The organism is Thermostichus sp. OS-CIW-32, assembly GCF_054060415.1.
Genome location: NZ_JBSSDD010000002.1, coordinates 190,890 through 216,575 on the forward strand (window position 1 = coordinate 190,890; position 25,686 = coordinate 216,575).

A 25,686-nucleotide genomic window follows, 5' to 3' on the forward strand; every position below is an offset into this window, starting at 1 on the left:
GATCCCTCCCCTAACGCTTGTTGCCCACCTGCTTGGCAGGGGTGATCTCCAGCAGCCCTCCTTCTACCCCGGGCACGCAACCCTTGATCACCAGCAGATCCCGCTCTGGATCCACCTGCACCAACTGCAATTTGCGGGTGGTGACTCGGCCACCTCCCAACCGCCCCGCCATGCGCATCCCCGGAAACACGCGGCCTGGGGTTGTACCGGCGCCAATGGAGCCCGGTCGGCGGTGGTTTTTGGAGCCGTGGGACATGGGGCCACGACCGAAGTGGTGGCGCTTTTGATAGCCGGCAAACCCTCGCCCGATGGAGGTACCGGCCACATCCACCAATTGGCCAGGGGAGAACATCTCGACGGTAATTTTCTGCCCCAACTGGTAGGCTTCTGGCTGGTCAACCCGGAACTCCCGCAGGTGGCGCAGCAGCTCTGTCACCCCCGCTTTGGTGAGGTGGCCCCGCTGCGCCCGCGTGAGATGCTTTTCGGCAGTGGGCAAGTAGCCCAACTGAATGGCGTTGTAGCCATCTGTGGCTTGAGTTTTGATCTGGGTCACGGTGCAAGGCCCCGCCTGCACGACAGTGACCGGAATGGCCAGCCCTTCTGGAGAGAAGATCTGGGTCATGCCGACTTTTCTTCCGAGGATGCCAAGTGCCACAAGAACCTCCAATCGAGCCTGAACGACTCGTTTTCATCAACTGAGAGCCAGCTCACTCCGACAATCGGCTAGCCGTTCGCGAAGCGGGCCGTAGGCCAATGGCTCAGTTAGCCGGATGGATAGGCATACAGCAATAGCGTGGCAGCAGGAAGCTCAAGACAAAGCTGAGTCTGCCGGCTGAGGCGAAAGAGCAAGGTAGGGATCCCCCGAGGCCAAGTTCAGCGCCGGCAACGCTGAGCCTTTTGCTTAGTTCACCCCCAAAGCTGCACGCCAAACTGCTTTTGTTGAGAGCTGCTCAGACTTACCTGCTAAAGAGGCAGTATCTGGTGTAGCAGCGCGCCGGGTCGCCAAAGCGGATGGACTCAGTTGGCAACGGAAAACAATCATAATGAAGCGAAGGCCCGTTTGTCCAGACTTTTGCTGAGAAAATGGGTTGGTTGGAGAGGCCGGAGAGAGTAAGGGCAGCTCAAGTGGAAGAAAAGAGCCATTGGCCAGGGAAGCCATCTCCCTTCCAAAGTGTGATGGGCTGGGCAGGCAGTGGGCTGACCCAGGCTTGTGTGGATCACTATCGAAGTTTGTTGCAGGCGGGATCCGATCCGGGCCGGGTCTTGTTTTTGGTGCGGAGTCAACGGCAAGCGGATGAGGTGTTGCGGCGCTTGCAGCAGTCCAGTTCGGGCTTGGTGGGGCCGTGGCGGATCGAGACGTTCTTGCAGCGGGTTGGGCGCTCTCTGGCCGATCATTGGCCGCAGGTGTGTGCCCGCCTTCCTCAGTTGCCTCCTCAGTTTGAGCCGATCCCCTTGGCCAAAGATCTCACTCAATTTCTCTGCGAACGAGCCTGCGCTTTGTGCCCTCGGCATGGGGAAGCCTTTGCCGGGGTCGGGCTCAAGGAGTTCCAGATCTGGGATCAGATCAGCAGTGCTGCTTATATTGCGGGGGCTTCGGGTTTGCCGGCAGAGGTGGTGGGATCCCAGCTGGCCCGGGCTTGGCCCGAGGAGGCAGATCCGCGGCGGGCAGAGGCTTTGCAGGCAATGGGCTGCTGTGTGGGGCGGCTGTGGGAGGCAGCACTTCGGTTGGGATCCCTGGATTTTGGCCTGCAAATTCGGCTGTTTGGCGAGCACATCCTGCCGCTGGCGGAGTTTTGGCAAGAGTGGGATCACCTGATTGTGGATCAGGCGGAAGACAGTTGTGCCGTGGCGCTGGAGTTTTACCGGCAGGGGCAAGCCCATTTGCAAAGCCAATTTTTCAGCTACACCCTCGGCGGCGGGGTCTCTTTGACCGGGATCCCAGAGGCAGTAGCTGACTTCTTGATGGCAAAAACGCAGGTTCGGTTTCTGGAGGGGAGCCATCGCGCTTCAGCAGGCATGATCCGCTTAGGGGTGCAGATTGCGCGGGTGTTGGATCCCCAGTTTTCTCATCCGCTGCCCGAGCCGCAGGGGGGAGGACTGCCGCTGGTGCAAACGCTGGAGGAAGAGACCCAGTTTGCGGCAGTGGAGGTGATGGTTGCTCAAATTCGCCGGCTTTTGGGGGCCGGGATCCCGGCCCATCGCATTGCTGTTTTGCTGCCCCGTATGGATGTGGGGGTGAGCCTGAGCTTGCAGGAGCAGTTGTCGGAAGTGCCGGTTTTGTCGATTGCCCCCTTCCCGGCGTTGATCCGCTATCCCTTGGTGCGGGCGGTGCTGACGGCAGCAGAATTGGCCCATCCCGAGTGGGGTGCTTTTCCCACTTTGCCGGCTTGGCGGCTGATGTTGAGCTGGGTGCTGGGGCTGGATCCCATCCGGGCAGCTCTGTTGGCCGAAGATACCTGGGATCCGGTGGGGCGTTCTCTGCGTCCCCGAACGGCAGTACGGCAGCCGGAGCGGGTGGGGTTTGCCAACCTGGAGCGCTACCAGCGACTGTTCGATTGGCTGCGCGGCTATCATCCCGGCCCTTCATTGGCCGCTTTCTTCCAGCAGTTTTTTGCCGATCACTTGGCCTCGGTGATTGCTTCCCCTCAGGATCAAGAGCTGCTGCGCGTGTTGATGGAAGCGGCACGGCGGTTTCGTCAGGCCTTCCCTGCCGAAGGGGATCCCGCCTTTTTGGCCATGATCCGCTCGGGACAGACCCCCAGCAGCAGCCGCTTCGAGCCCGACTATTCCCGTTACTTGGTAGTTGCAACTCCGGGGGCCTACATCACTCGGGGTTTGGAGGCGGATTACCAATTTTGGTTTGATATCACCAACCCCAGCTGGTCCCGCTCCCTCTGGCATGTGCTCTACAACAGCCGTGTGCTGACGCCGGAATGGGACGGGGAGGTTTTCGATGCGGCGCGGGATTTACAGGCGCGTCAACAGATTTTGGCCCGCACGCTGCTGAACCTCTGTTGCCGCACTCAGAAGGGGCTGTGGCTGGTGCGCTCCAATTTTAATTATCGCGGCGAGGAGAACACCAGTATTCTGGACTACCTGATTTTGAAGGGGTTGAAGGCCATGGCAACCGCCGGCTAAGGGAGAGCCTATCCTGAAAGGGTGCTGGCAACTCAGGCCTCCAAGAAATCGGGGGATGCACTGCAGGAATGGTCAAAGGCAAGGGTTTTAGAAGAGCGGCGCAGCCGCCCCTCTTATTGTGGGGGTAGGAGTCGGCGGCAAAGTGTCTTAATCTTGTTTGAAACAACGATAAAGCAATACAGCAGAGCCTTTCCAAGAAATGGCTGGCCGGGATCCCTCTCAGGCAGGGGTAAGACTGATGACCTTGGGTGGCGCAGAGGGCCGGCGTCTCAAGCCGGCTGGAAACGGCTGTGGGCATTCCCTCTGTCTTCCAACACAGTCGAGTATCGAGTAGAGTGGGGGCGCCTGCTTTGATTTGGATTGGGTTTTATGAATCCAGCTACCCCTCCTGCTGCGCCCTCGTCCCGCCGCTTTCCCCTTCGTCCCGTAGCAATGGTGGCCCTCACTGCCGGCTTCTTGGCGGGGTTAGGAGCGGGGGGCTATGCCTTACTGCAGCGGCTACGGCTGCAGATGCACCGGGATCTGATCTTCTATCGGTACACCGTCTTTTCTGAGTTTGGCTATGGAGGCTCGCCAGCGTTCGATCCCGGCCAAAGTGATCGCTGGTTTCCTCTTACCTATCCGGTGTTGGCCCGCTGGGGGGGATCCGCCGACCCGAGCCGCCGCAGCTACGCCTTCTACACCTTGCAAAGCCATGGCCTGCCCTACAGCCGTTGGTGGTTGGAGGATCGGCTGCGGCAAAATTCGGCTCAGTTTTTCGCCCCAGCAGCTTTGTTCGGGGGCTATGACTACTCAAGCGGGCAGGAGATTGCGCCTCAATACGAGCTGTTTGGGCTGGATCGGCCAGAGTCGGTGCAGCGCCTCACCGAGCTGGCCTTGGCCGGGATCCAAGCCGATAGCCCCGAGTGGAGTTTTAATCTCAACTGGCTCAACAGCTTGCTGACCCAAGAAGAATTTCCCTTGCGAGATCAGGTCTACAGAGCGCTGCTCCCCGCCTTGGAAAGCAGCTCTCCGCAGCGGGCAAAGAAACTCTTGAGCGCCTTGCCCTACGAGGAGGAAAGGATCCCCTCTTGGGCGCTGTCGCAGGTGCAGGCGGTGCGGCAGCGGGTTGCGGGGAATGTTTCTCCATACACTGATGTTTATGGGCGTGCCGGCCAAGTGTTGATCCTAGAACAGCCGACGGTGCAAACGGTGCGCCCTTTGTACGAAGATTTACCGCCCCCATCCCGACACTTTTTTCTGCTGCAGATAGCGGATCCAGAAACTCTCCCCCCTGCCGCTCAGGTGTTGCTGCGCAGCGTGGTGGGCGATGATGCTGACCCGCAGCGGTTTTTGGCGGCGGCTCTTCTCTACTTAAAAGGGGATCCCAGCGGGGAGCCGCTGCTGCAGAAGGCTCTCAACGAGGACTTTGCCTCTCTTCACGGCATCGACGACCACCTGGTTTTGCTGCAGTTGGCAGAAGCTTTTCCCAATTCCCGCTTTACGCAAGCTTGCCGGGAATACGCCCGCATTCGGGGGGGCAGCTATTTTGGCCATTCCCTCTACAACCCCGAGACCGGCGAACCGATCCCGCGGCCTTTCCCCCCGGCAGAGGAAGAGACCCTTTGGCGGACTTGGCTGACCGTCTACCCGAATCATCCCGGTGCCGACGATGCCCTCTTCTGGCTGACACGCACCTTGGAGTGGCAGGGCAAAAGGGAAGAAGCACTGGTCCTTTTGGCCAATTGGCTGGCGGATCCCTTCGGCGATGGAGACATGCGCTACGTCTTGCGCCGCCGCCTGCTTTTGCTCTTAGACAGCGGTGCAACCCCCAGCGAGTTGCAAGCTTTTCTCGACCGCCACGGCGAGCATCCTCTGGCCGCCGCCGTCCGCTATGCTCTGGCGGTTCGCTTCGCCCGCGAACACCGCTACGACCTAGCCCTGCAGCTGACGGAAAATCTGGCTTTGGATGCTGTGTTGGATCGCTACCCCTTGCTGGATGGCGGCTACTGGCTGGACGACTGGGATCCCGTGCCCGCCAGCCGCACCCCTCTGCAACCGAAAATCCAGGCCCAACGAGAACGCTGGCGCCAATTGAGCCGTTGGCAAGCCCAATCCACTCCCCAACAACGCTATCAACTGGCCGCCCACTGGGCCGCTGCCGACGGTTGGCGCAATGGGTACCTGTGGCTGTTTAACCAAACCCGTGCCGGTGGCCTGAGTGGGGATGCTGATGGAAGCGCGCCGCCGCAACCAGCTTCCTCCAGTTCTCTATCGGACTATCAGCGGGCCAATCACCATGCTGTAGCAGCAGAGTTACTCGGCTCTGTGCTGGCGGATCCCACCGCCCCTGCCCATCTTCAGGAAGAAAGCCTGTACCGGCAGGTGCTGATCCTCTACCGCCAGTACACCACCTACCCTCCCGAGGAAACGGCAGCCATCTATCCGCTGCCGGGCTTCCCCCCAGGAGTGACAGAAGATACCAGCTTGTTCGACACGTCACTGCCGGACTACGTGGATCCTGGCAGCCTCAGCTACAGCTACTTTCTGGAAGCCAAAGCCCTGCAGGATGGCTATGCCCGCCAGGCGATCTACGCCGGCAATGAGCTGCTGAACCGCTTCCCCCAGAGCCGCCATGCTGGGGATGTGCTCATGGCTCTGTACGGCCTGACGGGAGATGTCGCCTTCCTAGGACGGCTGCTGACGCAGTTTCCTGATAGCGAGCGCGCTCTGGAGGCAGCGCTTGAGCTGGGGCCCGTCAGCCACTGAGTCTTTAAGCGTACCGCAGCTTTGCAGCTTTATAGCCTCTTCACAGAGCCTTCATGAAAGGCAAATAGGGGTATTCTTGGACGAGAGCTGTCTTGCGAGATCCAGGGAGAAAGGCTTTATCTCCCCTTTGTCTCGGCGGATCTGGACTAGCTTGGGTTGAGTTTCCTTGGGCTGCCATGGGCTGATGGATCCTGCCACCTTTCTGGAGCACTATGGGTTTGAGCTGGAAGGTCAACCCAGCCAGGTTTGGGTGGAGCGCTGGAGCCAGTTGTTCCCGGATCTTTGGATCCCGGCAGCCTTGCTAGAAGCCCTCTACCAGGGGCGGTACAAGGCCGCCTCTGTGGAGCAGCTTCTCCGCCTTTGGCAGCGTCGCGGCTCTCCTCATCTTACCTTTCCCCCAGAAATCGGCCAGTTCCTTTGGCAGGAGCAGCAGGAGCGGATCCGCTCTTTGGCTGCGGCTGCCTTTGCCTGTTCTCCTCTGCCGCCGGTACCCCCCGCGGGATCCCTGTTTTCCCGAGAACCGGCCATATCTCTAAACTTGTTGTTGGAGCAGTTGCAGGAGCTTCCCCCCAAGCTGCGCCGCCTGCTCGCCCAGTCCCCTCGTGCCAGTGGGACAGAGTCCTCATCGTTCGCGACAGAGGTGCAGAGCACATTCCCGGAGATTCCGCAGACGGTCGTTGACCCGCCAACTCCTGCCGAGCCTCCTCAGGGACAGTCTTGATGGGTTTGCCACCTTTTCCTCAGGGATCCCCGCCATGACCTTTCCCCTTGATTGCGACAGCGGTGCAGAGCACATTGCCTCCTTGCCCTGTGGGGTGATCACCGTCAGCGACACGCGCACCCCTGAAACCGATCACAGCGGCCAGTTTATCTGCACAGCCCTCCAGGAGTCCGGCCACCGGGTGGAGAGATATTGCATTCTCCGAGATGAACCGCAGCTCATTCGAGAGCAGGTTCAGGATTGGGCCGGATCCCTGCCGGTGATCTTGTTGAATGGTGGCACAGGCATCGCCCCCCGCGACACCACTTACGACGCCATCGAGGCTCTCCTGGAAAAGACCTTGCCCGGCTTTGGGGAGATCTTCCGCCAGCTCAGCTATGCCCAGATTGGCAGTCGGGCCATCGCCTCTCGGGCCATCGCCGGGATCCACGGAAAGTGCTTGATCTTTTCCATGCCTGGCTCCCCAGCAGCCGTGCAACTGGCTATGCGCAGCCTGATCCTGCCGGAGCTACCCCACCTGGTTAAGCAACTGCACCAGGGCAAGCATTGAGGCAGCAGGCCGTCTTAGTGATCCCCTCTTAGGCCAAGAGGGCAGTCGCCTTGGCAAGAGCCTCCTCCCGCAGCAGAGCGGCTTTATCGGTGCGCTCCCAGGGCAGATCCAGGTGAGTTTGCCCGAAGTGACCATAGACCGCTACATTTTGGTAGAAGCGTCCCCCCCGTTGGCGGGGCAGCTCCCGCAGTTGGAACTGGGCCAAAATGGCTGCCGGCCTCAGATCGAAGTGGCGCTGCACCAGCCGCAACAGCTCTTCGTCGGGGATGCGCCCTGTGCCAAAGGTTTCCACCAAAATGTTGATGGGGCGGGCTACCCCAATGGCGTAGCTCACCTGCACTTCACATTTTTGCGCCAAGCCAGCTGCCACGATGTTCTTGGCCACGTAACGAGCCGCATAGGCAGCGCTGCGATCCACCTTGGTGGGATCCTTGCCGGAGAAGGCCCCGCCCCCATGGCGAGAATAACCGCCGTAGGTATCGACGATGATCTTGCGCCCGGTCAGGCCCGCATCTCCCTGAGGGCCGCCGATGACAAACTTGCCGGTGGGATTGGTAAGGAAGCGGGTGTGGCTATCCGGCTTGATGGGCAGCTCGGCAAACACCGGCGTGACCACTGCCTCCCAGAGATCGGCGCGGATCCGCTCTTGCACCGCCGCCTCTTCCGTAATGGCGCCAATCGTGGGTGTGTGCTGGGTGGAGATGAGCAGGGTGTGAATGCCCACCGGGCGACCTTCCTCATAGACCACAGTCACCTGCGTTTTGCCATCCGGGCGCAGATAGGGCAGGGTGCCGTTTTTGCGAACCGTGGCCAACTGGCGGCTGAGGCGGTGGGCCAAGCTAATGGGCAAGGGCATCAACTCGGGAGTTTCATCGCAGGCAAAGCCAAACATCAACCCCTGATCCCCGGCCCCGACCAAGTCGAATTGATCTTCCTGGGAGCCGCGACTTTCCAGGGCCATGTTCACCCCTTGGGCAATATCGGGAGATTGCTCATCGAAAGCCACCAACACCGCGCAGCTTTCTGCACAAAACCCATTCTTGGCATCGGTATAGCCAATTTCGGCCACCTTGTCCCGCACCAGACGGGTGAAGTTGACCTGCGCTTGCGAGGTGATCTCCCCGGTCAACAAAACCAGGCCCGTATTGACCACCACCTCGGCGGCCACCCGACTGAGGGGATCCGCCGTCAAGAGGGCATCCACGATGGCATCGGAGATCTGATCGCAGATTTTGTCGGGGTGCCCCTCCGTCACCGACTCCGAGGAAAACAAGAACGACTTGGACAACGAACCTTCTCCTTATAAGCTAGAACTGAGAACCTGAACAAAAAACAAGGCTCACCCGCTCGTTCATTATCCGTCGGAGAAAGAGCCGGCCAGGGATCCCCAGGTGCTCCGCACCAGCCCCAACTCAGCCAGAGGAAAGGCCCAGCAACCAGCAAGCGTTCTGCACCGCTGACGCACCAGCACTGCCGCGAAGGCCTTGCCTCGCTGCCGCGACCAGAGCTATGGGAGCTGCTAAAGGATAAAGTTGCCAGAAAAGTCCCCCGCCAAAGAGGGCTATCCTCTAGAGAAAACTTTATTGCCTTTATCTTTCGGTTACTGACTAACCGCAGGAATTGGCACCGTAGCGGAGGCTTCCGCCGGGTTGCCGCAGCTTCATTGGGCCTGGTCCCTCAGTCTGCTCTGGATAAAGAACGGAACTTGTCCCTATAGTACCCCCAACCTCCGCCCATTTGTCAAAAAAATAAGCTGTGGGCGGCTTCAGCCAAACAGACCCTGCCACCAGTCTGTCCCCTGAGCGGCTTTGAGAAAGAATGCGCCGGCCAAGCCCAGGGGGGAGAGAACGCCGAGAAAGCCAACTGTCCCCAATCCCCAAGCCAAGCGGTGCAGATGCTTTTTGTCGGCAGGATTTGGCGTCGTTTCGGCTGAGATGGCCAACAGGGATCCCAAGGCTGCCAATAGGGATCCCCCCAGACCTGCAAAGTAGCTGGGCGCTAGCCACGGTTGCAACTCGGCGGCAGATACGACTTGGATGCGGGGCAAGACTTGAAAACACCCTATTGCCAGCACTGCCCAGATGAAGCAGTACATTAGCAGGCTATCTCGGAAAGCAGCAGCCGGTTCTCTCATGATCCCAGCCAATGCAACCAGATGAGGGATTAGGATAAAGGCGGTTCACTGTGGGGAACTTGGGTTTGCCCCGACGGTCGCGCCAGTGGTGCAGTTCCCCTGCCGTAGGCACAGCACCTTCCCCTCAGCTTGTGTGGCGAATCTCAATTTTTATGATTATGGCCCAACCCGCCCTGTCTGGCTGGCCTGCACCGGCTTCGGGATCCCAGCCCCTGCCCCCCTCGACAACAGAACTTGAGGCTGCTTGCGATAGCTCACCGGGCACAGAGGCTGACCCAAACTGGCGGCATCGCCAAAGAATGCAAAAACGCCAGCAGATCCAGCGGCAGCGTCTGTCGGGCATGCGAGATGACAAGGGCTTGATCATCGTGCACACGGGGCAGGGCAAGGGCAAGACCACGGCTGCCTTTGGCATGATCTTCCGCGCCCTCGGCCAGGGGCTGTCGGTGGGGGTGGTGCAATTTATCAAGGGGGCCTGGGATCCGGGGGAAGCCAAGCTGTTGCGAAAGTTGGCCGAGCATCCAGAGCTGGGCCTGGGGAAAATAGCCTTTTACGCCATGGGAGAGGGCTTTACCTGGGAAACCCAGGATCGGGAGCGGGACATCGCCCATGCACAGGCGGCCTGGGAAAAGGGGCGGGAGCTGTTCACCAGCGGGGAGTTTCAGTTGGTGCTTCTGGATGAGATCAATGTCGCCCTCAAGTTGGGATATCTCTCGCCGGACAGGGTGTTGGCCGGGCTAGCGGAGAAACCGGAGCGGGTTCACCTGATCTTGACGGGGCGGGGCGCGCCGGCAGCGTTGATCGACCGAGCCGATCTGGTGACGGAGATGACTTTGGTCAAGCATCCCTTCCGTGACCAGGGGATCAAGGCGCAAATCGGCATCGAGTTCTAACCCTTGGGCAGGAAAGATGGCCATTCTGCTGGCGGCGGCAGCAAGCGGCAGCGGCAAAACCACCATCACTCTGGCTCTGTTGGCCGCTCTGAGGCGACGGGGCCTGCGCATCCAACCTTTCAAGGTGGGGCCGGATTACATTGATCCTCTGTTTCACACGGCGGTGAGCGGGATCCCCTGTCGCACTTTGGATCCCTTCTTGACCGACGAGGACTTTGTGCAGCGCTGCTTTCGCCACCATTGCCAGGGCAAGGATGGAGCCATTGTAGAGGGGGTGATGGGCCTCTTCGATGGGCGAGCGCCTGGATCCCTACCCCTCCCCGAGGGCGGAACGGAGCCTTTTTTTGCCAGCAGCGCCCATGTGGCCCGCCTGCTCGGGATCCCTGTGGTGCTGGTGATCGATGGCAGCGGCATGGGAACGACGGTGGCCGCTTTGCTCTACGGCTTGAGCCGCTGGGATCCCCGCCTCTCCATTGCTGGGGTGATTTTCAACCGGGTGGCCTCGGAGCGGCATGGACAAATCTTGCAGCAGGCAGCGGCTGCAGCGGGGATCCCAGTCTTGGGCCAGTTTCCCCGGCGGGAGGATTTGCGGTTGCCCAGCCGACACCTGGGGTTGGTGCCTGTCTCAGAACTGGATCACTTCCCCCACTGGCAAGCTGCCTGGGCCGAGCTGGCCGAGCAACACGTCAATTGGGATAGCCTATTGCCCCTCATTCGGAGGCTTCCTCCAGCGGTAGGAGAGCTGTGGCCAGGGATCCCCCCTCTCACCGAAAGGACTCCGCCCCGCCGCTGCGAACAGGTACGGGTGGCGGTGGCCCAAGACCACGCCTTTAACTTCTACTACGCCGACAACTTGGATCTGTTGCGGGCCTGTGGGGCCGAGCTGCTGGAGTATTCCCCCCTCCAGGTGGGACTATGGCCGCCGGATCCCTGCGACGGCGTGCTGCTGGGGGGAGGGTTCCCGGAATTGTTTGCAGCACCTCTATCTGAGAGAATTAACCAACAACCTCCCCCGCCCACCCACCCACCCCTCTACGCCGAGTGCGGCGGACTGATGGTGCTGGGCCAATCCCTTACCGATTTTCAGGGAAAGACCTACCCGATGGCCGGGCTGTTGCCCATCACAGTAGACATGGCCGACCGGCTGTGTTTGGGCTACCGCGCAGCTGCCGTTTTGCGCCCAACCCTGCTGGCCCCAGCCGGGGATCGCCTGCGCGGGCATGAATTTCACCGCTCCCGCAGCACCCCCATCTCCCCCAGCCCAATCTATGGCTGGGGATCCCCCGCCCAGCTTCAACAGGAAGGATGGGCCACCGAGCGCCTTCACGCTTCGTACCTGCATCTGCACTGGGGATCCCGTCCTGATTTGGCCCTGAGATTATTACAGAACTTCTTAAGAATCTCGAAAGGGGATCCCTAAAAAACCGTGCCATCGCTGAGCAGTTGGATGGGGGGAGAAGCATCTGGCCTGAGCTGGGCAGCGATTTGCCGCCCTGCCGTCCAGGTTCCCCCTTGCAGTATTTTCACCAGGGGCAACTCCTGGGCAGAGCAGCCAAGCCTTTCCCGGATTAAGGAGGCAACTTGATCCAGCAAAATCACCGTCAGGGCCCGCCACTCCACAATCACCGTCGAATCTGGGGGATGCGGTTGCTGCCCAATCTCCGGCTGCTTGAGCTGGATCACCCCCAAATCCACAAACAGCCCCCCGTTGCGATACTCCGCCAAACCCGTCAGCTCATCCAAACCCCAGATCGGGATCCCCTCCTGCTGCAACGGCTCCAGCAGGGAATAGGTCATCCATTGGGACAACTTGTGAAAAGGCACCCAATGGCTCCCCGGCTCCGTTTGGGGCAGGTGGGGATAGGGCCAGACATCCCCCAGAGGGATCCCGGCCAGCGAGACTCGCCCAGGCCAAATGGGGCCAACCCCCCTCTGAACCGCCTGTAAGACCTGTGCTGCCTCGATCCCACCGCTGGGATCCTCAGGCTGGATGGCGTCCCACAACCGGCCAGGACGGGGAAGATTGTGACCGGATCCAAAGTAATGAGGTTGAGCCCACAAAGCTTGTGCCAACCTTTGCAGCAGTTGCCAGCGCCCCTCCAGTCCCAGCAAAGGATTTTCCGATCCCACCTGGAAAGCTGCTGCCAAATCCGCCAAGGTGATCCGCTCCAGGCCCGCCGCATCCACCTGCAGAGGCTGCTGGGGATCGCTGGAAAACCCACCTCGCCAGAACCAGTCGAAACTGGCCAAGGCCAAACCTTCGGAACGACCCACCACCGCCTGACCTTCTGGATCCCGGTACTTCCAGGCAGAGCCTGCCCCTGCGTCCAGCAACACGCTGACGATGGCCAGATCCCACTTGCATCGCAGCCGCTCCAGCGGATCCATGTCTTTAAGTCGATTTTCCAAACGGGCTAGGCGCTCCCCGGATCCCACCTGAAAATGTTGCCAGCGGCTGTGGAAGGGAATTTCCCCGTTGGGATAATGGGCCCGCATTGTGGTGATCACATAGTCGGCTACGGATCCCATCTGATTCAGGTCGAGGCGAAAGTGCTCTGATTCACCGGCCAAAACCCTTTCCAATAGCAACTGACAGCGATCCCGAATGGCTTGGGGACTCTGCAAATAAGCCACTCGTTTTTCCAGATCAACAGGTGTCAGCATCAAGCCGTTCCTTCTCAATTGTCCATGCCGAGAATTTTCTCAGCATAATCGGGCGGGAACCCACCTTGATCTGCATTCGTCTGCAAGCCTTGGCCCACTTGACACTCCCGCCGGTCTCTTGTCAAAAGACCGCGTCTTACTTCGCGATCGGTGAGACCCTTGCAAGAGAAAGCTTTGAGGCAACTGTCCTGCTGACGCGAGCAGCCGCTGAGCCATTTTGAGAAAAGACTGGGCGAGCACTGAGTGAGGATCCCAGTCGATAAGAGTGTTGACTCGGAGTAAACTTTGATGTCTTTGTTAAGAGAAGTGTTGAATACTACATTTCACTGAGGTAGACCTTGCCTACTCTGTGGCCTTAATCACTTCCTTGAGGGATTGTCGATTGTTATGATAGATGTAATCCTAGTCCTAAGCATAAATTACTAGTTAGGTCATTTGCAGCTAGGCTAAGCCCCAAAAGTGCCAATCCGTTAGGGAGGAGTGTGATGTTCACACGGTTGGCGGAACAATACCGCAGCTATGTTCAAGATCTGGTGATGAGTTTGCAGGCTCTGGCCATCGTTTTGGAGAAGCGGGGCTACCCAGCCTCTTGCTACACCTGTGGTACGTCTTTCGAGAGTGCCTCGTTTATGGTCAGTTTACGAGAGGGGCACCTAATCCGCTTTTTGGTTTCCGAGTGCTCCATTAGCTGGACAGAAATGCGGGATGACCGGGAGCTTATGAAATTGGAAGGGGCAGAGGCGATTCGCCAACTGCAGGAGCTGGCAGAGCTTATCAAAGATGAGCTGTTGGTCGCCGCCACGCCGGCTGAAGCTCTGGTGGCCAGCACCTGATCCTGGCAGGCCCTAGGTCTGCTCAAACCCAAGCCGTAGCCGATTGGACAACTAAGCCTAACCTTCTAGGCCGCTGCTTTGGAGATTTTTCCCCTGTTGAGGAGTAAGGGTGGAATAGGGATCCCCCTCGAGGGAGTGGCAGTTGGCTGCCCATGCCGCTTGTATGGGGATCCCAGATGACCCGCTCTCCCAGCTTGTATCTGGAGTGGTTTGTGGCGGCAAAGCCTCTCTGAGTAAAGTCTGAGTAAGGTGTCACCGCTGCCAGGGATCCCCTGTTGACGGCTTCATCTTATAACTCTGACCCAATACCCCCAAGGGGATTCGAACCCCTGTCGCATCCGTGAAAGGGATGTGTCCTAGGCCTCTAGACGATGGGGGCGCTCTCCGACAAGGCGATCCTAATCCTAAAGAAGGATAAGTAAGCTTGTCAACCTTTTAATCTGCATCCCCAGACCCACGCCCTGCCAAGTTCAGAATCAAGATCCCCAGCAAAGCCAGGCTCAGCAGGCTGGCAATCACAATCGGTTCATCTGGGATCACGTCCATCTTGGCTTCACCTCACCACATCACAAAGAGCCACACCTCAGACCCGTTCCACATCCCAGAAGAAGAGGGATCCCGCCACAACCACCCCATCTCTCTGCTGTTCTAGCAGACTCACACCCCGTCGAGCCCGGTACCGAGCAAGGCCGGTGAGCCGTCCTAAGCAAAGCATCCATCCAGTGGCTTAGACTACACTAGTAAGGACTGACCCATCGCTTGGACTGGCATGATTCCCACCGTTATTGAGCAATCTGCGCGAGGCGAGCGCGCCTTTGACATCTACTCGCGTCTTTTGCGGGATCGGATCATTTTCTTGGGCACCCAGGTGGACGACGACATTGCCAACCTGATTGTGGCCCAGATGCTCTACTTGGAATCGGAAGACCCCGAAAAAGACATCTACCTCTACATCAACTCCCCCGGTGGCTCTGTCTATGCCGGCATGGCCATTTACGACACCATGCAGCACATTCAGCCGGATGTCTCCACCATCTGCATTGGTTTGGCTGCTAGCATGGGAGCTTTTCTGCTGGCAGGGGGCACCAAAGGCAAGCGCATTGCCCTTCCCCACGCCCGCATCATGATCCACCAACCCCTTGGTGGAGCTCAGGGGCCAGCTACCGATATTGAAATTCAGGCCAAAGAGATCCTCTTCATCAAAAACAGCCTCAATAGCCTGCTGGCCTACCACACCGGCCAACCTCTAGAGCGCATCGAACGAGATACCGACCGCGACAACTTCATGACCCCAGAACAAGCCAAAGAGTACGGCCTTATCGACCAGGTGATCAGCAAGAGACCCCAGCCAACCCTGGCAGCCGTTTCTTGACCCTCCAGATCCTGTGGGTGGACTTGCTCCGCTCCCTCAAAGAAGGGAGCTTTTGGTTTTGGCCAGGGATTCCACCCAAAGGATATTAAGAAAGCCAAAGAAATCTGTATTCTCAGCGGGAAGCAGGGGGCCTCACTTTAATTAAACTAATCAAACTCATAAAGAAAGTAATGATCAGCCCATTATTGCGGATGGTAGCTTAGGATTAAACCTATATAGAGTTGTGTTTGCCGAGATTCTAGCTTAGGCGCTGTATAAATTCCTTTCCGCTGGATTTGCAAATCCAGGGAGTCGAAGCTAGTAATTGAAGGCGCTCGAAAAGAAGGGTTTAGGGCTTCCATCCGCCGGGATGAAGAGTGTCTTAAAGCCCAACTTTGGCCTCATGGTTGTGGGGCGGTCTTATTCACGGAAACTCGGCGGTCTCGAGTTTTGGCCCTGGGTTTTTTCCTCTTGGTTGCATCCGTGAAGGGCATTTTCTGGTTCTGTAATTCGTTCAGAGGGAGATCAACGTGGCCTACTCAGCAACCCAATCCAAAAGCGGCTATCAAGCCGGTGTGAAGGATTACCGACTCACCTATTACACTCCCGACTACACGCCTAAGGATACCGACGTCTTGGCCTGTTTCCGGGTTACTCCTCAGCCGGGTGTTCCTCCCGAAGAGGCGGGGGCAGCCGTGGCGGCTGAGTCCTCGACGGGCACCTGGACAACGGTATGGACCGATTTGCTGACCGACTTGGATCGGTACAAGGGCCGCTGCTATGACATCGAGCCGGTTCCCGGCGAAGACAACCAGTACTTCTGCTTCGTCGCCTATCCGCTGGATCTGTTTGAGGAAGGCTCGGTGACCAACATGCTCACCTCGATTGTGGGCAACGTTTTTGGCTTTAAGGCCCTAAAGGCGCTGCGGCTGGAAGATGTGCGGATCCCGGTGGCCTACCTGAAAACCTTCCAGGGCCCTCCCCATGGCATTCAGGTGGAGCGGGACAAATTGAATAAGTATGGCCGTCCGCTGCTGGGCTGCACCATCAAGCCCAAGTTGGGCCTTTCTGCCAAAAACTACGGGCGGGCCGTGTATGAAGCTCTGCGGGGCGGCCTGGACTTCACCAAAGATGACGAAAACATTAACTCCCAGCCCTTCCAGCGCTGGCGGGATCGCTACTTGTTCGTGATGGAGGCTGTCCACAAGGCCCAAGCGGAAACCGGCGAGATCAAGGGCCACTATTTGAACGTGACGGCGCCCACCTGCGAAGAGATGTTCAAGCGGGCCGAGTTTGCCAAGGAGTTGGGCGCCCCTATCATCATGCACGACTACTTGACAGCTGGCTTCACTGCCAACACCAGCTTGGCCAAGTGGTGCCGGGATAACGGCATTCTGCTGCACATTCACCGGGCCATGCACGCGGTGATCGACCGGCAGAAGAACCATGGCATCCACTTCCGGGTGTTGGCCAAGTGTTTGCGCATGTCCGGTGGCGACCACCTGCACTCCGGTACGGTGGTGGGCAAGCTGGAAGGCGACCGCGCCATCACGATGGGCTTTGTGGATCTCATGCGGGAAAACTACGTAGAGGCCGATCGCTCCCGCGGCATTTTCTTCACCCAAGATTGGGCTTCCATGCCAGGGGTGATGCCGGTGGCTTCCGGCGGGATCCACGTTTGGCACATGCCGGCACTGGTGGAAATCTTCGGCGACGATTCGGTGCTGCAGTTCGGCGGCGGAACCCTGGGGCACCCCTGGGGCAATGCGCCGGGCGCAACCGCTAACCGGGTGGCCTTGGAAGCCTGTATTCAAGCTCGTAACGAAGGTCGAGATCTGGCCCGCGAAGGCAACGACATTATCCGGGAAGCGGCCAAGTGGTCGCCGGAGCTGGCGGCTGCCTGCGAGCTGTGGAAGGAAATCAAGTTCGAGTTCAAGGCCGTCGACACCCTCTAGAGATCTGCTGGGGGCAAGGGATCCCTACGGTTCTCTTGCCCTACTGGCTCCCTCCCTGGATCGGCAATGGATCTGAAACAGATCGCCAAAGACACCGTCAAGACCTTGATCAGCTACCTGACTTATCAGGCGATGCGCACGGTGCTGGCTCAACTGAGCGAAACAGATCCCCCCAGGGCTCTTTGGCTACAGCAGTTCTCCGCTCGGCAAAACCTTCAGGATGGGGAAGCCTACCTGCGGGCTTTGCTGGCTGAGCGTCCTGAGTTGGCCTATCGCATCATGACCGTTCGTGAACACATTGCTGCGGAGGTGGTCGATTACCTGCCGGAAATGGCCAAAGCCGGCATCCAGCAAGCCAACATGGAGCACCGCCGCAATCATCTAGAACGGATCACCTCAGCAACAGGATCCCTACCCGTTACCCACCCGGAAGCGGGATCCCCCCCACAAAACCCTAGACCCGAAACGGAGTGATACCCATCATGCAAACCTTACCGAAAGAGCGCCGCTACGAAACCCTCTCCTATCTGCCGCCGCTGACGGATCTGCAGATCATCAAGCAGGTGCAGTACATCTTGGATCAGGGCTACATCCCGGCCATAGAGTTCAACGAATCGTCTGAACCAACGGTTCGCTATTGGACGCTGTGGAAGCTGCCCCTGTTCAGCGCCACTTCTCCCCAGGAGGTGCTCAGCGAAGTGCAGGCTTGCCGCAGCGCCTACCCCAACTGTTTCATTCGCGTGGTGGGGTTCGACAACATTAAGCAGTGCCAGGTGCTCAGCTTCCTGGTCTACAAGCCCAGCGGCCTGCGCTGAGAGAGGTTCAGAGTTTTGACCAGCTTGGGGGAGAGAGCTTCTGGAGCGTCTCTCTCCTTTTTCTTATGCGAGGGGATCCAACGGGAGCCTTCCCGATTGCAGGGCAACAGTTTGTCCCGTGTTGGCGTTAGCGGCGCAGTTGCTCTGGGCCAGAGTTGGGCAACTGTCCCGAAGCAACCCTGTTCTCAGGATCCGATCCCCAAAAGCGCTCCCAACCCCACGGCCAGGAGAGCGGCCAAGGTTGTTTGAATGCCGTTCACCACTTCATTGCTCATCCAGGCCAGGCGGGGTTGCAACACCACTCCCATCCAGCTTTCTGCCAAGGTGGCCAGGATCCCAGCCAGCCAGCAGATGCCCAACCAAAATGGGCTTTCCCCCACCCACTCCCCGCCAATCCCCCAGGCCAACCCGGCCATCCCTGCCGCTGCCGCCACCCCCGCCAGGGATCCCTCTAGGCTTACAGCTCCTTCTGTGCCCGCCGGCACGGACTGGAAGGTGGTGATCAAAAAGGTCTTGCGGCCATAGGCTTTCCCCACCTCGCTGCTGACGGTATCGGCCAATTTCGCTGCAAAGCTGGCGCTGTATCCCAACCACCACAGGGGATGCGGGAAGAAAGCGTATCCTAGCGCACATACTGCCCCGGTTAAAGCGGATCCCCAGACGTTCTCCGGCCCTCGCGCCCCCTCTCGCTTTTCGGCGATCCCCTGCGCCTGCTTGCGCCGGATCCCCAGTTTGGTTACGGCTGTTCCCACTAAAAAATAGGCAGCTACCACCGCGTAGCCCCGCCCCCCCAGCCCCCCCCACACCAGCAGGCCCAGCAGGCCCGCGTGGATGACCCCTGCTCGCGTCAAAGCCTTCTGAGGGCTCAGCAGACCCAGCACCACCAGAGCCAGGTTGAGCCAGAGTGCCACCCCCCACTGACTCAGAAGCCACGCTTGCCACATATACCCTTAAACTTTAGCCACAGCAATTTGGCCAGATAATTCTCAGCACAAGCACCAATATAGCAATCCGTGTTAAATCGCAAAAAAATCTTTTATCGACTAAATGCCTCTCCCTGTAAACGTGCCGGTCAAATCTCCCACCACCCTCCTATTCCTCTTAGAAGGAATCAGCACCCGGCCTTCCCTTGTCTATCCTCTCCCTGAATTCCTGAGAATCTTATCCCCTATCACCTTCGTATGCTCTTCTTGCCAACTCTCTGGTAATGCCTCTGCTTGGGTAATATCCTGCTTTGCCCTGCTGTGATTCTAAACACTAACGGCTTCCCCAAACCATCCACACTCACATGGATCTGAGTGCTGTATCCACCTCGACTCCTCCCCAAAGCTTGCTCCCCTTTTTTTGCGGCTGCCCAGGGGTGAGCACGAACGACAGTTGAGTCAAGGATAAGATGCTCTAAGTCAGGGTCTTTCCCAAACTCCCAAGCAACTCCAGCGATGGAATCTCTGGTGTATCATTTTCCATATCTTTTTGGGAGGTAGCGCCACGGGGATCCAGAGCGAGCTATTACAGCAGGCCTTGGATAAACTGTTTGCATCCTGCCTCTTTGCCGATGTGGGTCTGGATTCTGTTTTCAGGAAAGCTATAATTTTTTGCTATTTTATTTGCTGTGATCTGCAGCAAGATAACTCATCAGACCTTACCCAAAAACTGTCCTTATCATAACTAAATGCAAAAAACCTAACGACTACACCTTTTGCCGTTCAACTGGGATCTGCAGCCAACGGCTTAGCTCCGCGGCCAGCCACTCCAACTCTGGCTCTTGCAGATCCTTTAGCTCGTACTTGCGGTTGCCCGCCCAGACGTTCAACTGTGGGCTTACCTCCACCCGATCCCCATCGGAATCCCGTCGGGTATGGCGTGGGATCAGCTCCAGCCGGTCAATATCCCATCGCCGACTGGGGGGAACGTTGCGAAAGCGCAGGCCAAACACCTCGTGAACCAGGCGAATGTATTCTGTGTCGATCTGCAGGTGGACTTTGCCGAATAGACCGTAGAGGATCCTGCCCGCCATCTCCAACCCCACCGTCCAGAAGGGCAGCATGAATAGGCCAAACACCAGATTGCCCGGAAAAGGCACAAGCCCAACCAACATGATCGCGGAAAAGGTGATGGAGGAGACGATAGACAGCAACAACAAAACATCGGTTTGCCGGGCCGGGATCGCCACCTGAAAGGTCTGTTCGGACTTGTGCAGTTGAATCCGGCTGCCTGCTGGCTGTCGAGTAGGGACTGCTGCTGCGTCTGAGGGAATCAAGGCGGGACGACGATCCAAATGCTCCAGCGCCTCCAGGGCCTGCCGGGCAGAGGCGGGACGATTCGCCACCAGAGGCTCCGTCAACCACCGCAGCCAGTCGCGAAAGGGCGGGCTCAGGTGCACCGCTTGCTCGAACACAATCCGGGCTCCCTCCTGGGGCAGATCCGCCGGGTGTTGGCCGGTGAGCAGGTGAATCAGGGTGGCACCCAGGCTGTAGAGGTCGGAAGCGGGCACGGTTCTGCCGCCAAATTGCTCCAGGGGCATGTAGCCGTAGCTTCCCACCACAGTGTAGGATCCCTGCTCCCGTGGGGCAGCAGCCTGAACCGAGCCAAAATCCACTAGGTACACCTGCTGGTCGGATCCCAAGAGAATGTTGCTGGGCTTGAGATCCCGGTGAATGACGGGGGGATGGAGTTCGTGCAGGTAGACGAGAATGCGCAGCAGCTTTTGCGCCAGCTCCCGCACCTCCGGCTCGGCAAAGCGCCGCCCTTGCTCCATCCACTCTTGCAGCGAGGGGGCGTCGATGTAGGTTTGCACCAGGGCTAGGCCCCGTCCTCCCTCTAGGCTGATCTCGAAGTGGTCGCGGTATTGGGGAATGGCCGGATGGGAGAGGGTCTGCAGGATCTGGGCTTCCCGCTCGAACAGCTTCAGGTCGGCCCAATCGAAGTCTGGCCCGAAGAGCAGCAGCTTGATCACAACCTGCTCCGAGGTGAGCAAATCCTGGGCCAGATAGGTGTGTCTGCCGCTGCGCTTGCTCAATCGCCGCTCTGGCCGATAGCGACTGTGCCAAATTGGACGCTCTGGAGCCATACCCTCTCCTCAGGTCCGACCCTGCTGGTTGCTTCAGCTTTAGCTTATCTTTGTCCCTTTTGGATCCCTGCCGCCGCGCCTCTCAAAAAGCGATTAGAGTGAGTGAAGAGATGTAAAGTAAGCTCTCAGGTTATATGGCCTCGAACCTGAAGATTCAAAAAATCCTCTATGTGCGGCTGCCCTGCAACCCCATTTTTCCCATTGGGGTGGTTTATTTGGCCGATCACGTCCACAAGCTGTTCCCCCAAGTTGAGCAGCGCATCTTCGATATGGGCACCTTCCCGCCCTTGGATTTTCGCCGCCGCATGCTGGAGCAAATCGATCAGTTTCAGCCGGATTTGCTGGTTTTCTCTTGGCGGGATATTCAAGTCTATGCGCCGGTGAACGGGCGGGCCGGCAATCTACTGCAACACTCTTTTGAGTTTTTCTACGCCCGCAACCCCCTGAAAAAATTGCGGGGATCCCTGAATAGCCTCAGGCTGGTGCTGGCCTACTATGGCGAGATTTGGCGCAACACCCGGCTGGTCTGGCAGGGGCTCCGCAGGGCCAGGCGCTACAAACCTCACGCTGAAGCGGTGCTGGGAGGTGGGGCAGTCAGCGTCTTCTACGAACAATTGGGCCGCTATCTGCCCAAAGGCACCATCATCTCGGTAGGGGAGGGGGAAACCCTGCTGGAAAAAGTGATCCAAGGGCAAAGCCTTGCTGCAGAGCGCTGCTATCGGGCCAAGCTGGAACAGCCTCGCCCAGGTTTGATCCACGAGCCGCCCCAACCTCTGCAAAAAACCGCCTGTGATTACACCTACATCACCGCCATTTGGCCGGAAATTGACTACTACTTAGAAGGGGGCGACTTTTACATTGGGGTACAAACCAAGCGCGGCTGCCCCCACAACTGCTGCTACTGCATCTACACCGTCATCGAAGGCAAGCAGGTGCGCCTCAACCCTGTGGATGAGGTGATCCGAGAAATGATGCAGTTGTACGAGCGAGGAGTGCGAAACTTTTGGTTTACTGACGCCCAGTTTATCCCTGCCCGCCGCTACATTGAGGATGCGGAGGAATTGCTGCAGAAAATCCTTGATGCCGGCATGACCGATATTCGTTGGGCTGCCTATATTCGGGCCGACAACCTCACCCCAAAGCTGGCCGAGCTCATGGTGAAAACTGGCATGAGCTACTTCGAGATCGGCATCACCAGCGGATCCCAGGAGCTGGTGCGCAAAATGCGCATGGGCTATAACCTGCGCACGGTACTGGAGAGCTGCCGCTACCTCAAACAGGCAGGATTTAACGACCTGGTTTCGGTCAATTACTCCTTTAATGTTATCGACGAGCGACCGGAAACCATTCGGCAAACAGTACGGTACCATCGCGAGCTGGAAGCCATCTTTGGTCGCGACAAAGTTGAGCCGGCCATCTTCTTCATCGGCCTGCAACCCCACACTCATCTAGAAGATTTTGCTCGCAAAATCGGTGTTATCGACGACCGCTTTAACCCCATGCACATGACTCCTTGGACGGCGCGCAAACTGCTCTGGAACCCAGAACCCCTGGGATCCTTTTTTGGGGAAGTGTGTCTGGAAGCCTGGGATCGCAACCCCCATGATTTTGGCCGCGAGGTGATGGATATTCTGGAGCGTCGTCTTGGCCTGGCAGAGTTGGAAGAAGCCCTGAGCGCGCCTCTAACAGGGGTTTACGTGTCTTAGCTCTTGGGCCAGCAGCCTCGCTGAACCGGGCAGGATATGCTGGTCCGAAAGGAGGGATCCCTGTTGGGGTAAGGTGGCTGGCCTTCGAAGGCAGCCGGTTCTCCCTCTGTTCTGCAACCAACTGCTCCCATGCCTACTCTGCCTGCTTCCCCCACCTACTACCAACAGCTGGGGCTTTCTCCCCAAGCCAGCCTGGAGGAGATCAAAGCTGCCTACCGCCAGCGGGCACGCGAACTGCACCCGGATCGGTTGCCTGCCGATATCCCCGCAGGGTTGCGGCAGTTGGCCCAGCGGGAGTTCCTCCAGCTACAACACGCCTACCGAGTTCTCAGCGATAGCCAGCAGCGTCGGGCTTACGATCTCAGCCTCATGTCCAAACCCTTGCCTCCTCATGCGCCGGTGCAGGTGGTGCTTGAGCCGACTGCGACCTCTGTCAGTTGGCTCGCCCTCTTGAGTGCTGGACTGATAGGGGCTGCTCTGTGTTTGGCGGGCTTGGCCCTTTGGAATGCCCTCAACCCGGCCCAAGACTTGGACGCAGCCGGCAGAGTGGCCCTCCAGGCTCCTGCCAACCCGGATCCCTCTCCCTCGCCCAGGCCAGACTCCGGATGGGATGGGGATCTGCCCGCAACCTCTTCAGAGACGATGACCTCGGCCCCGGCTAGTCTTTCTGAAGCCACCTCTCCACCTTCTTCTGAGCAGATTGACCGCTTTGCCCGCACCCTCCTGGCGGTGCAACCTCTTCTGGAGAGCACCCAAAATCGCCTCCAACAGGCCAACAGCAGCGAGGAACGTCGGCAAATCGAACAACAGTTTGAGGCTGCTGCTGCCGAGATCATCGTCGCCCATCAACTGACCCCAGAGGACTATCAGCGCATCTCCGCCAGCGCCCAATTGGATCCGCAGGTGGCAGCCGCCATCACCGCAGCCGTGCGCCGTTGGAGGTCTCCGTCGCGCTAGCGGGACAGGGCCCTTGCGGCCAGCCGTGGAGAAAACACCTCGTAGATGACGGTCAAAGGCTGGCCCCTGTGCAACAAAAGATAATGCCTAGCCCAGAAGGGACCGGGACACTGCAGCAGCCGGGCAACCGGGTCTGCCTCGCCGTGGTAAAGGCCGCGCAGCTCGCGAAAGGTCTCCAGTTTTTCTTGGATCAGATTTTGGCCAATGGGCCGATCGGGATGGGGCAAGTATTGAACCAGATGTTCGGAGTTCCACCAAGAGGTGGCATAGAGCAAGGGCTGTTGAGAGGTTACTCCGCACAGCCAAACCCGCCGCCGCATCAAAGGGGATCCCAGCCGCCCCAAATCTCTGGCCAGCTGTTGCATGGACTTGGGGGCAGTGCCCTGCTCTGCCTGTAAATCAACCCGGCCCGTGTCCAGCAGATGAGCCTGAATCGGCTCTTGGATCAAGGCAGCAAGATTACGGGTGGTAAAGCCATCCCCCAAAAGCAGCAAGCGCAGCACGGGATCCACCTGCACCAGCTCAGGCTGTACCGGGTCTGGCTCCCCCTGCCAATGCAGCTGTAGAGGCCACCAATCGCCTTGGCCAGAGGAGACATTGCCCAAAGAGCCATCTGCAGAACGGAGAGCAGCGCTCCAAGGGGATCCGGCAGCGGCGGCATGGCAGGTGAGGGGAGAGGGGGAAAGTTCCAAGGCGGCGGTTCAGTTGTTAAGTTCTGTATCGCCCCTAGTCTAACCCACCCGCCGTCTCTGCTCCGAGGACTTTCGTGACATACTCCGGCACTCATGCTGATGCACAGAGGGCGGGGCTTCCCGGCGGTCTAGCTAACTCGTGCCCGGCTGAACGAGCAGTCGCACCACCCAGGGGACGACCACGACGACACTGATCAGGCGTGCCAAGTGCATGACCACCACTGTGCTGGTTTGGGCTCCCATATCCAGGGCTATCAAGCTCATGTCGGAAATGCCCCCCGGAGCTGTGCCCAAGATGGCAGTCAAGCGCTCGATCCCCAGCCAACGGGAGATCAGGTACCCCGACAAGACCCCCGTGCCCACCGCAATCACTGTACAGAGCAGGGCTGGTCGCCACAGATCTTTTAGGGCCAAAAGCGTATCGGCAGTGAGCTTGGTACCCAAGAGGATGCCCAATACCACCTGCATGGCAAAGCGAATCCCGGCTGGGGGAGCGGGAATCGGGATCGCTCCCCAAACATTCACCAGACCCACCGCCACCATGGAGCCCACCAGCGCTCCTGCCGGAAGCCTCAGCTTGACCCCGATCAGGGCGCCGGCCAGCCCGATCAACACCGTCCAGAGATAGCTCATCATTTGGGCTTAGCTTTGAGAAAAGAGGAACGCCGTGAGTCCGGGCTTGGCCCAACCCCTCTACGGCACTGGGCACAGACGCCGTAGAAGTCAAGCACATGGTACTCGATCGCAAATTGGTATCGGCTGGAAAGCTGTGCCTCCAAATCTTCCACCGGACAATCGGGCAAAGGCACCACCTGCCGACACTCGGTGCAGATCAGGTGATGGCGGTTGTGGCCATTGCTGGGCAGAACCTGGTAGTAGGTTTGCTGATCTCCCAAGTTGACCGCCTGCAGCTTGCCCTCATTGCGCAGAGCATCCAAAACTCGGTAAACCGTGGCCAGACCGACGGTGTGGTTGGCATTGCGCAACTCCAAAAAGATCTCTTGCGCCGAAAGGGGTTGTGAACGATGCTCTAGCACCTCCAGAATCAATTTCTGGTTGCGGGTCTGGCGGGAAGAAGACATGATCCCTTCGTGTAGGTCGTTCTTGGGGGTCAACGCTCAGCGTCTGCCTCAGCTTTCATGCGCTCTAGGGTCTGGTGCATTTGGTCAAACATTTGGGTCAGGGAGAGCCCAAACCCCCCAAGCTGAGTTTGCAGTTGTTTGATGGTCATTTGAGCCATAAAGTCGTCGGAGAGTTCCAGCCGCTTCATGAAAATGCGCTGGCGCTCCAGCAACTCCTCCATCTGTTCGATGAAGATTTTTTTGCCTTCCCGGTCGAATTGGCCGTACCGTTGACCAAGCTGCATCAGGTTTTGGAAATCCTGAAACAGTTGCTTGGCTTCCTCTTGGACGATCTCAGAGTCGAAGAAGCTCATGGCCTTCCGTTTGCCCTGAATAAA

Annotated in this window: 23 protein-coding genes, 1 tRNA gene, 1 pseudogene and 1 riboswitch; of the genes and pseudogenes, 13 read left to right on the top strand and 12 right to left on the bottom strand. The window is 58.6% G+C overall.

Going from position 1 to position 25,686, the window contains the following annotated elements:
• Positions 1 to 10: 10 nt before the first annotated feature.
• Positions 11 to 655: a 50S ribosomal protein L3 gene (gene rplC, locus ACVWY8_RS03490; RefSeq protein ID WP_011434152.1), complete on the bottom strand. Its 645-nt coding sequence runs from the start codon at positions 653 to 655 to the stop codon at positions 11 to 13.
• A 470-nt stretch (positions 656 to 1,125) separates the two neighbouring features.
• Between rplC and ACVWY8_RS03495 the strand changes: the two genes are divergently transcribed.
• The 4 genes from ACVWY8_RS03495 to ACVWY8_RS03510 all read left to right on the top strand — a co-directional run bounded on the left by ACVWY8_RS03495 (position 1,126) and on the right by ACVWY8_RS03510 (position 7,157).
• Positions 1,126 to 3,138, top strand: coding sequence for a hypothetical protein (locus ACVWY8_RS03495; protein WP_457393070.1), 2,013 nt, complete (start codon positions 1,126 to 1,128; stop codon positions 3,136 to 3,138).
• Positions 3,139 to 3,507: 369 nt separating this feature from the next.
• Complete coding sequence (locus tag ACVWY8_RS03500) at positions 3,508 to 5,886, top strand: tetratricopeptide repeat protein (protein ID WP_457393069.1); 2,379 nt, start codon at positions 3,508 to 3,510, stop codon at positions 5,884 to 5,886.
• A gap of 184 nt (positions 5,887 to 6,070) precedes the next feature.
• Entirely contained in the window at positions 6,071 to 6,607 is a 537-nt protein-coding gene (locus ACVWY8_RS03505) for a hypothetical protein (RefSeq protein ID WP_457393066.1), read from the top strand.
• 34 nt (positions 6,608 to 6,641) lie between these two features.
• On the top strand, positions 6,642 to 7,157 hold the full coding sequence (locus ACVWY8_RS03510; RefSeq protein WP_457393063.1) for a MogA/MoaB family molybdenum cofactor biosynthesis protein: 516 nt from the start codon (positions 6,642 to 6,644) through the stop codon (positions 7,155 to 7,157).
• Between the two features lie 28 nt (positions 7,158 to 7,185).
• On the opposite strand, the gene metK is transcribed toward ACVWY8_RS03510, so the two are convergent.
• Positions 7,186 to 8,445, bottom strand: coding sequence for a methionine adenosyltransferase (gene metK, locus ACVWY8_RS03515; protein ID WP_457393061.1), 1,260 nt, complete (start codon positions 8,443 to 8,445; stop codon positions 7,186 to 7,188).
• A 298-nt stretch (positions 8,446 to 8,743) separates the two neighbouring features.
• A riboswitch (SAM riboswitch) is annotated at positions 8,744 to 8,855 on the bottom strand.
• 67 nt (positions 8,856 to 8,922) lie between these two features.
• Positions 8,923 to 9,291 (bottom strand): hypothetical protein, encoded by a 369-nt coding sequence (locus ACVWY8_RS03520; RefSeq protein WP_011434147.1) that lies wholly within the window; start codon positions 9,289 to 9,291, stop codon positions 8,923 to 8,925.
• 131 nt (positions 9,292 to 9,422) lie between these two features.
• Here ACVWY8_RS03520 and cobO point away from each other — a divergent pair, with 131 nt between their 5' ends.
• Together cobO and ACVWY8_RS03530 are read left to right on the top strand one after the other, a co-directional pair.
• Positions 9,423 to 10,184: a cob(I)yrinic acid a,c-diamide adenosyltransferase gene (cobO, locus tag ACVWY8_RS03525; protein WP_457396868.1), complete on the top strand. Its 762-nt coding sequence runs from the start codon at positions 9,423 to 9,425 to the stop codon at positions 10,182 to 10,184.
• 16 nt (positions 10,185 to 10,200) lie between these two features.
• Positions 10,201 to 11,604 carry a cobyrinate a,c-diamide synthase gene (locus ACVWY8_RS03530; protein WP_457393056.1) on the top strand — a complete coding sequence of 468 codons (1,404 nt, stop codon included), beginning with the start codon at positions 10,201 to 10,203 and terminating at the stop codon, positions 11,602 to 11,604.
• On the opposite strand, the gene ACVWY8_RS03535 is transcribed toward ACVWY8_RS03530, so the two are convergent.
• Complete coding sequence (locus ACVWY8_RS03535; protein WP_457393054.1) at positions 11,601 to 12,848, bottom strand: URC4/urg3 family protein; 1,248 nt, start codon at positions 12,846 to 12,848, stop codon at positions 11,601 to 11,603. The two genes, ACVWY8_RS03530 and ACVWY8_RS03535, sit on opposite strands and share 4 nt — an antisense overlap.
• A 485-nt stretch (positions 12,849 to 13,333) precedes the next feature.
• Between ACVWY8_RS03535 and ACVWY8_RS03540 the strand changes: the two genes are divergently transcribed.
• Complete coding sequence (locus ACVWY8_RS03540) at positions 13,334 to 13,681, top strand: DUF1815 family protein (protein WP_011434143.1); 348 nt, start codon at positions 13,334 to 13,336, stop codon at positions 13,679 to 13,681.
• Between the two features lie 306 nt (positions 13,682 to 13,987).
• On the opposite strand, the gene ACVWY8_RS03545 is transcribed toward ACVWY8_RS03540, so the two are convergent.
• Positions 13,988 to 14,060 (bottom strand) — tRNA-Glu (locus tag ACVWY8_RS03545).
• Between the two features lie 390 nt (positions 14,061 to 14,450).
• Here ACVWY8_RS03545 and clpP point away from each other — a divergent pair.
• The 4 genes from clpP (at position 14,451) to ACVWY8_RS03565 (ending at position 17,802) form a co-directional block, all read left to right on the top strand.
• Positions 14,451 to 15,053 (top strand): ATP-dependent Clp endopeptidase proteolytic subunit ClpP, encoded by a 603-nt coding sequence (clpP, locus tag ACVWY8_RS03550; RefSeq protein ID WP_011434140.1) that lies wholly within the window; start codon positions 14,451 to 14,453, stop codon positions 15,051 to 15,053.
• A gap of 509 nt (positions 15,054 to 15,562) precedes the next feature.
• Positions 15,563 to 16,987 (top strand): form I ribulose bisphosphate carboxylase large subunit, encoded by a 1,425-nt coding sequence (locus tag ACVWY8_RS03555; protein WP_011434138.1) that lies wholly within the window; start codon positions 15,563 to 15,565, stop codon positions 16,985 to 16,987.
• Positions 16,988 to 17,053: 66 nt separating this feature from the next.
• Positions 17,054 to 17,461, top strand: a complete 408-nt coding sequence (rcbX, locus tag ACVWY8_RS03560) for a RuBisCO chaperone RbcX (protein ID WP_457393052.1) — start codon at positions 17,054 to 17,056, stop codon at positions 17,459 to 17,461.
• An 8-nt stretch (positions 17,462 to 17,469) separates the two neighbouring features.
• Positions 17,470 to 17,802: a ribulose bisphosphate carboxylase small subunit gene (locus tag ACVWY8_RS03565; protein ID WP_011434136.1), complete on the top strand. Its 333-nt coding sequence runs from the start codon at positions 17,470 to 17,472 to the stop codon at positions 17,800 to 17,802.
• A 185-nt stretch (positions 17,803 to 17,987) separates the two neighbouring features.
• Here ACVWY8_RS03565 and ACVWY8_RS03570 read toward each other — a convergent pair whose 3' ends face one another.
• The 3 genes and pseudogenes from ACVWY8_RS03570 to ACVWY8_RS03580 form a co-directional block, all read right to left on the bottom strand.
• Positions 17,988 to 18,746 (bottom strand): TIGR00297 family protein, encoded by a 759-nt coding sequence (locus ACVWY8_RS03570; RefSeq protein WP_457393050.1) that lies wholly within the window; start codon positions 18,744 to 18,746, stop codon positions 17,988 to 17,990.
• A gap of 94 nt (positions 18,747 to 18,840) precedes the next feature.
• Positions 18,841 to 19,394, bottom strand: a pseudogene (locus ACVWY8_RS03575) (IS5 family transposase); the annotation flags it as partial.
• Positions 19,395 to 19,492: 98 nt separating this feature from the next.
• Positions 19,493 to 20,872 carry a serine/threonine protein kinase gene (locus ACVWY8_RS03580; protein ID WP_457393048.1) on the bottom strand — a complete coding sequence of 460 codons (1,380 nt, stop codon included), beginning with the start codon at positions 20,870 to 20,872 and terminating at the stop codon, positions 19,493 to 19,495.
• Between the two features lie 134 nt (positions 20,873 to 21,006).
• Between ACVWY8_RS03580 and ACVWY8_RS03585 the strand changes: the two genes are divergently transcribed.
• A complete protein-coding gene (locus ACVWY8_RS03585; RefSeq protein ID WP_457393045.1) occupies positions 21,007 to 22,578 on the top strand; it encodes a photosystem II high light acclimation radical SAM protein in 1,572 nt (523 codons plus the stop codon).
• Positions 22,579 to 22,707: 129 nt separating this feature from the next.
• Positions 22,708 to 23,535: a DnaJ domain-containing protein gene (locus ACVWY8_RS03590; protein WP_011434132.1), complete on the top strand. Its 828-nt coding sequence runs from the start codon at positions 22,708 to 22,710 to the stop codon at positions 23,533 to 23,535.
• Here the strand turns inward: ACVWY8_RS03590 and ACVWY8_RS03595 are convergent.
• The 4 genes from ACVWY8_RS03595 to ACVWY8_RS03610 form a co-directional block, all read right to left on the bottom strand.
• Positions 23,532 to 24,227 (bottom strand): chorismate pyruvate-lyase family protein, encoded by a 696-nt coding sequence (locus tag ACVWY8_RS03595; RefSeq protein ID WP_457393043.1) that lies wholly within the window; start codon positions 24,225 to 24,227, stop codon positions 23,532 to 23,534. The two genes, ACVWY8_RS03590 and ACVWY8_RS03595, sit on opposite strands and share 4 nt — an antisense overlap.
• Positions 24,228 to 24,359: 132 nt before the next feature.
• Positions 24,360 to 24,863 carry an AbrB family transcriptional regulator gene (locus tag ACVWY8_RS03600; RefSeq protein ID WP_414330730.1) on the bottom strand — a complete coding sequence of 168 codons (504 nt, stop codon included), beginning with the start codon at positions 24,861 to 24,863 and terminating at the stop codon, positions 24,360 to 24,362.
• On the bottom strand, positions 24,860 to 25,309 hold the full coding sequence (locus tag ACVWY8_RS03605) for a Fur family transcriptional regulator (protein ID WP_457393040.1): 450 nt from the start codon (positions 25,307 to 25,309) through the stop codon (positions 24,860 to 24,862). Before ACVWY8_RS03605 ends, ACVWY8_RS03600 begins: the two co-directional genes overlap by 4 nt.
• A 29-nt stretch (positions 25,310 to 25,338) precedes the next feature.
• Positions 25,339 to 25,662, bottom strand: coding sequence for a DUF1825 family protein (locus tag ACVWY8_RS03610; protein ID WP_011434128.1), 324 nt, complete (start codon positions 25,660 to 25,662; stop codon positions 25,339 to 25,341).
• Between the last annotated feature and the right edge of the window lie 24 nt (positions 25,663 to 25,686).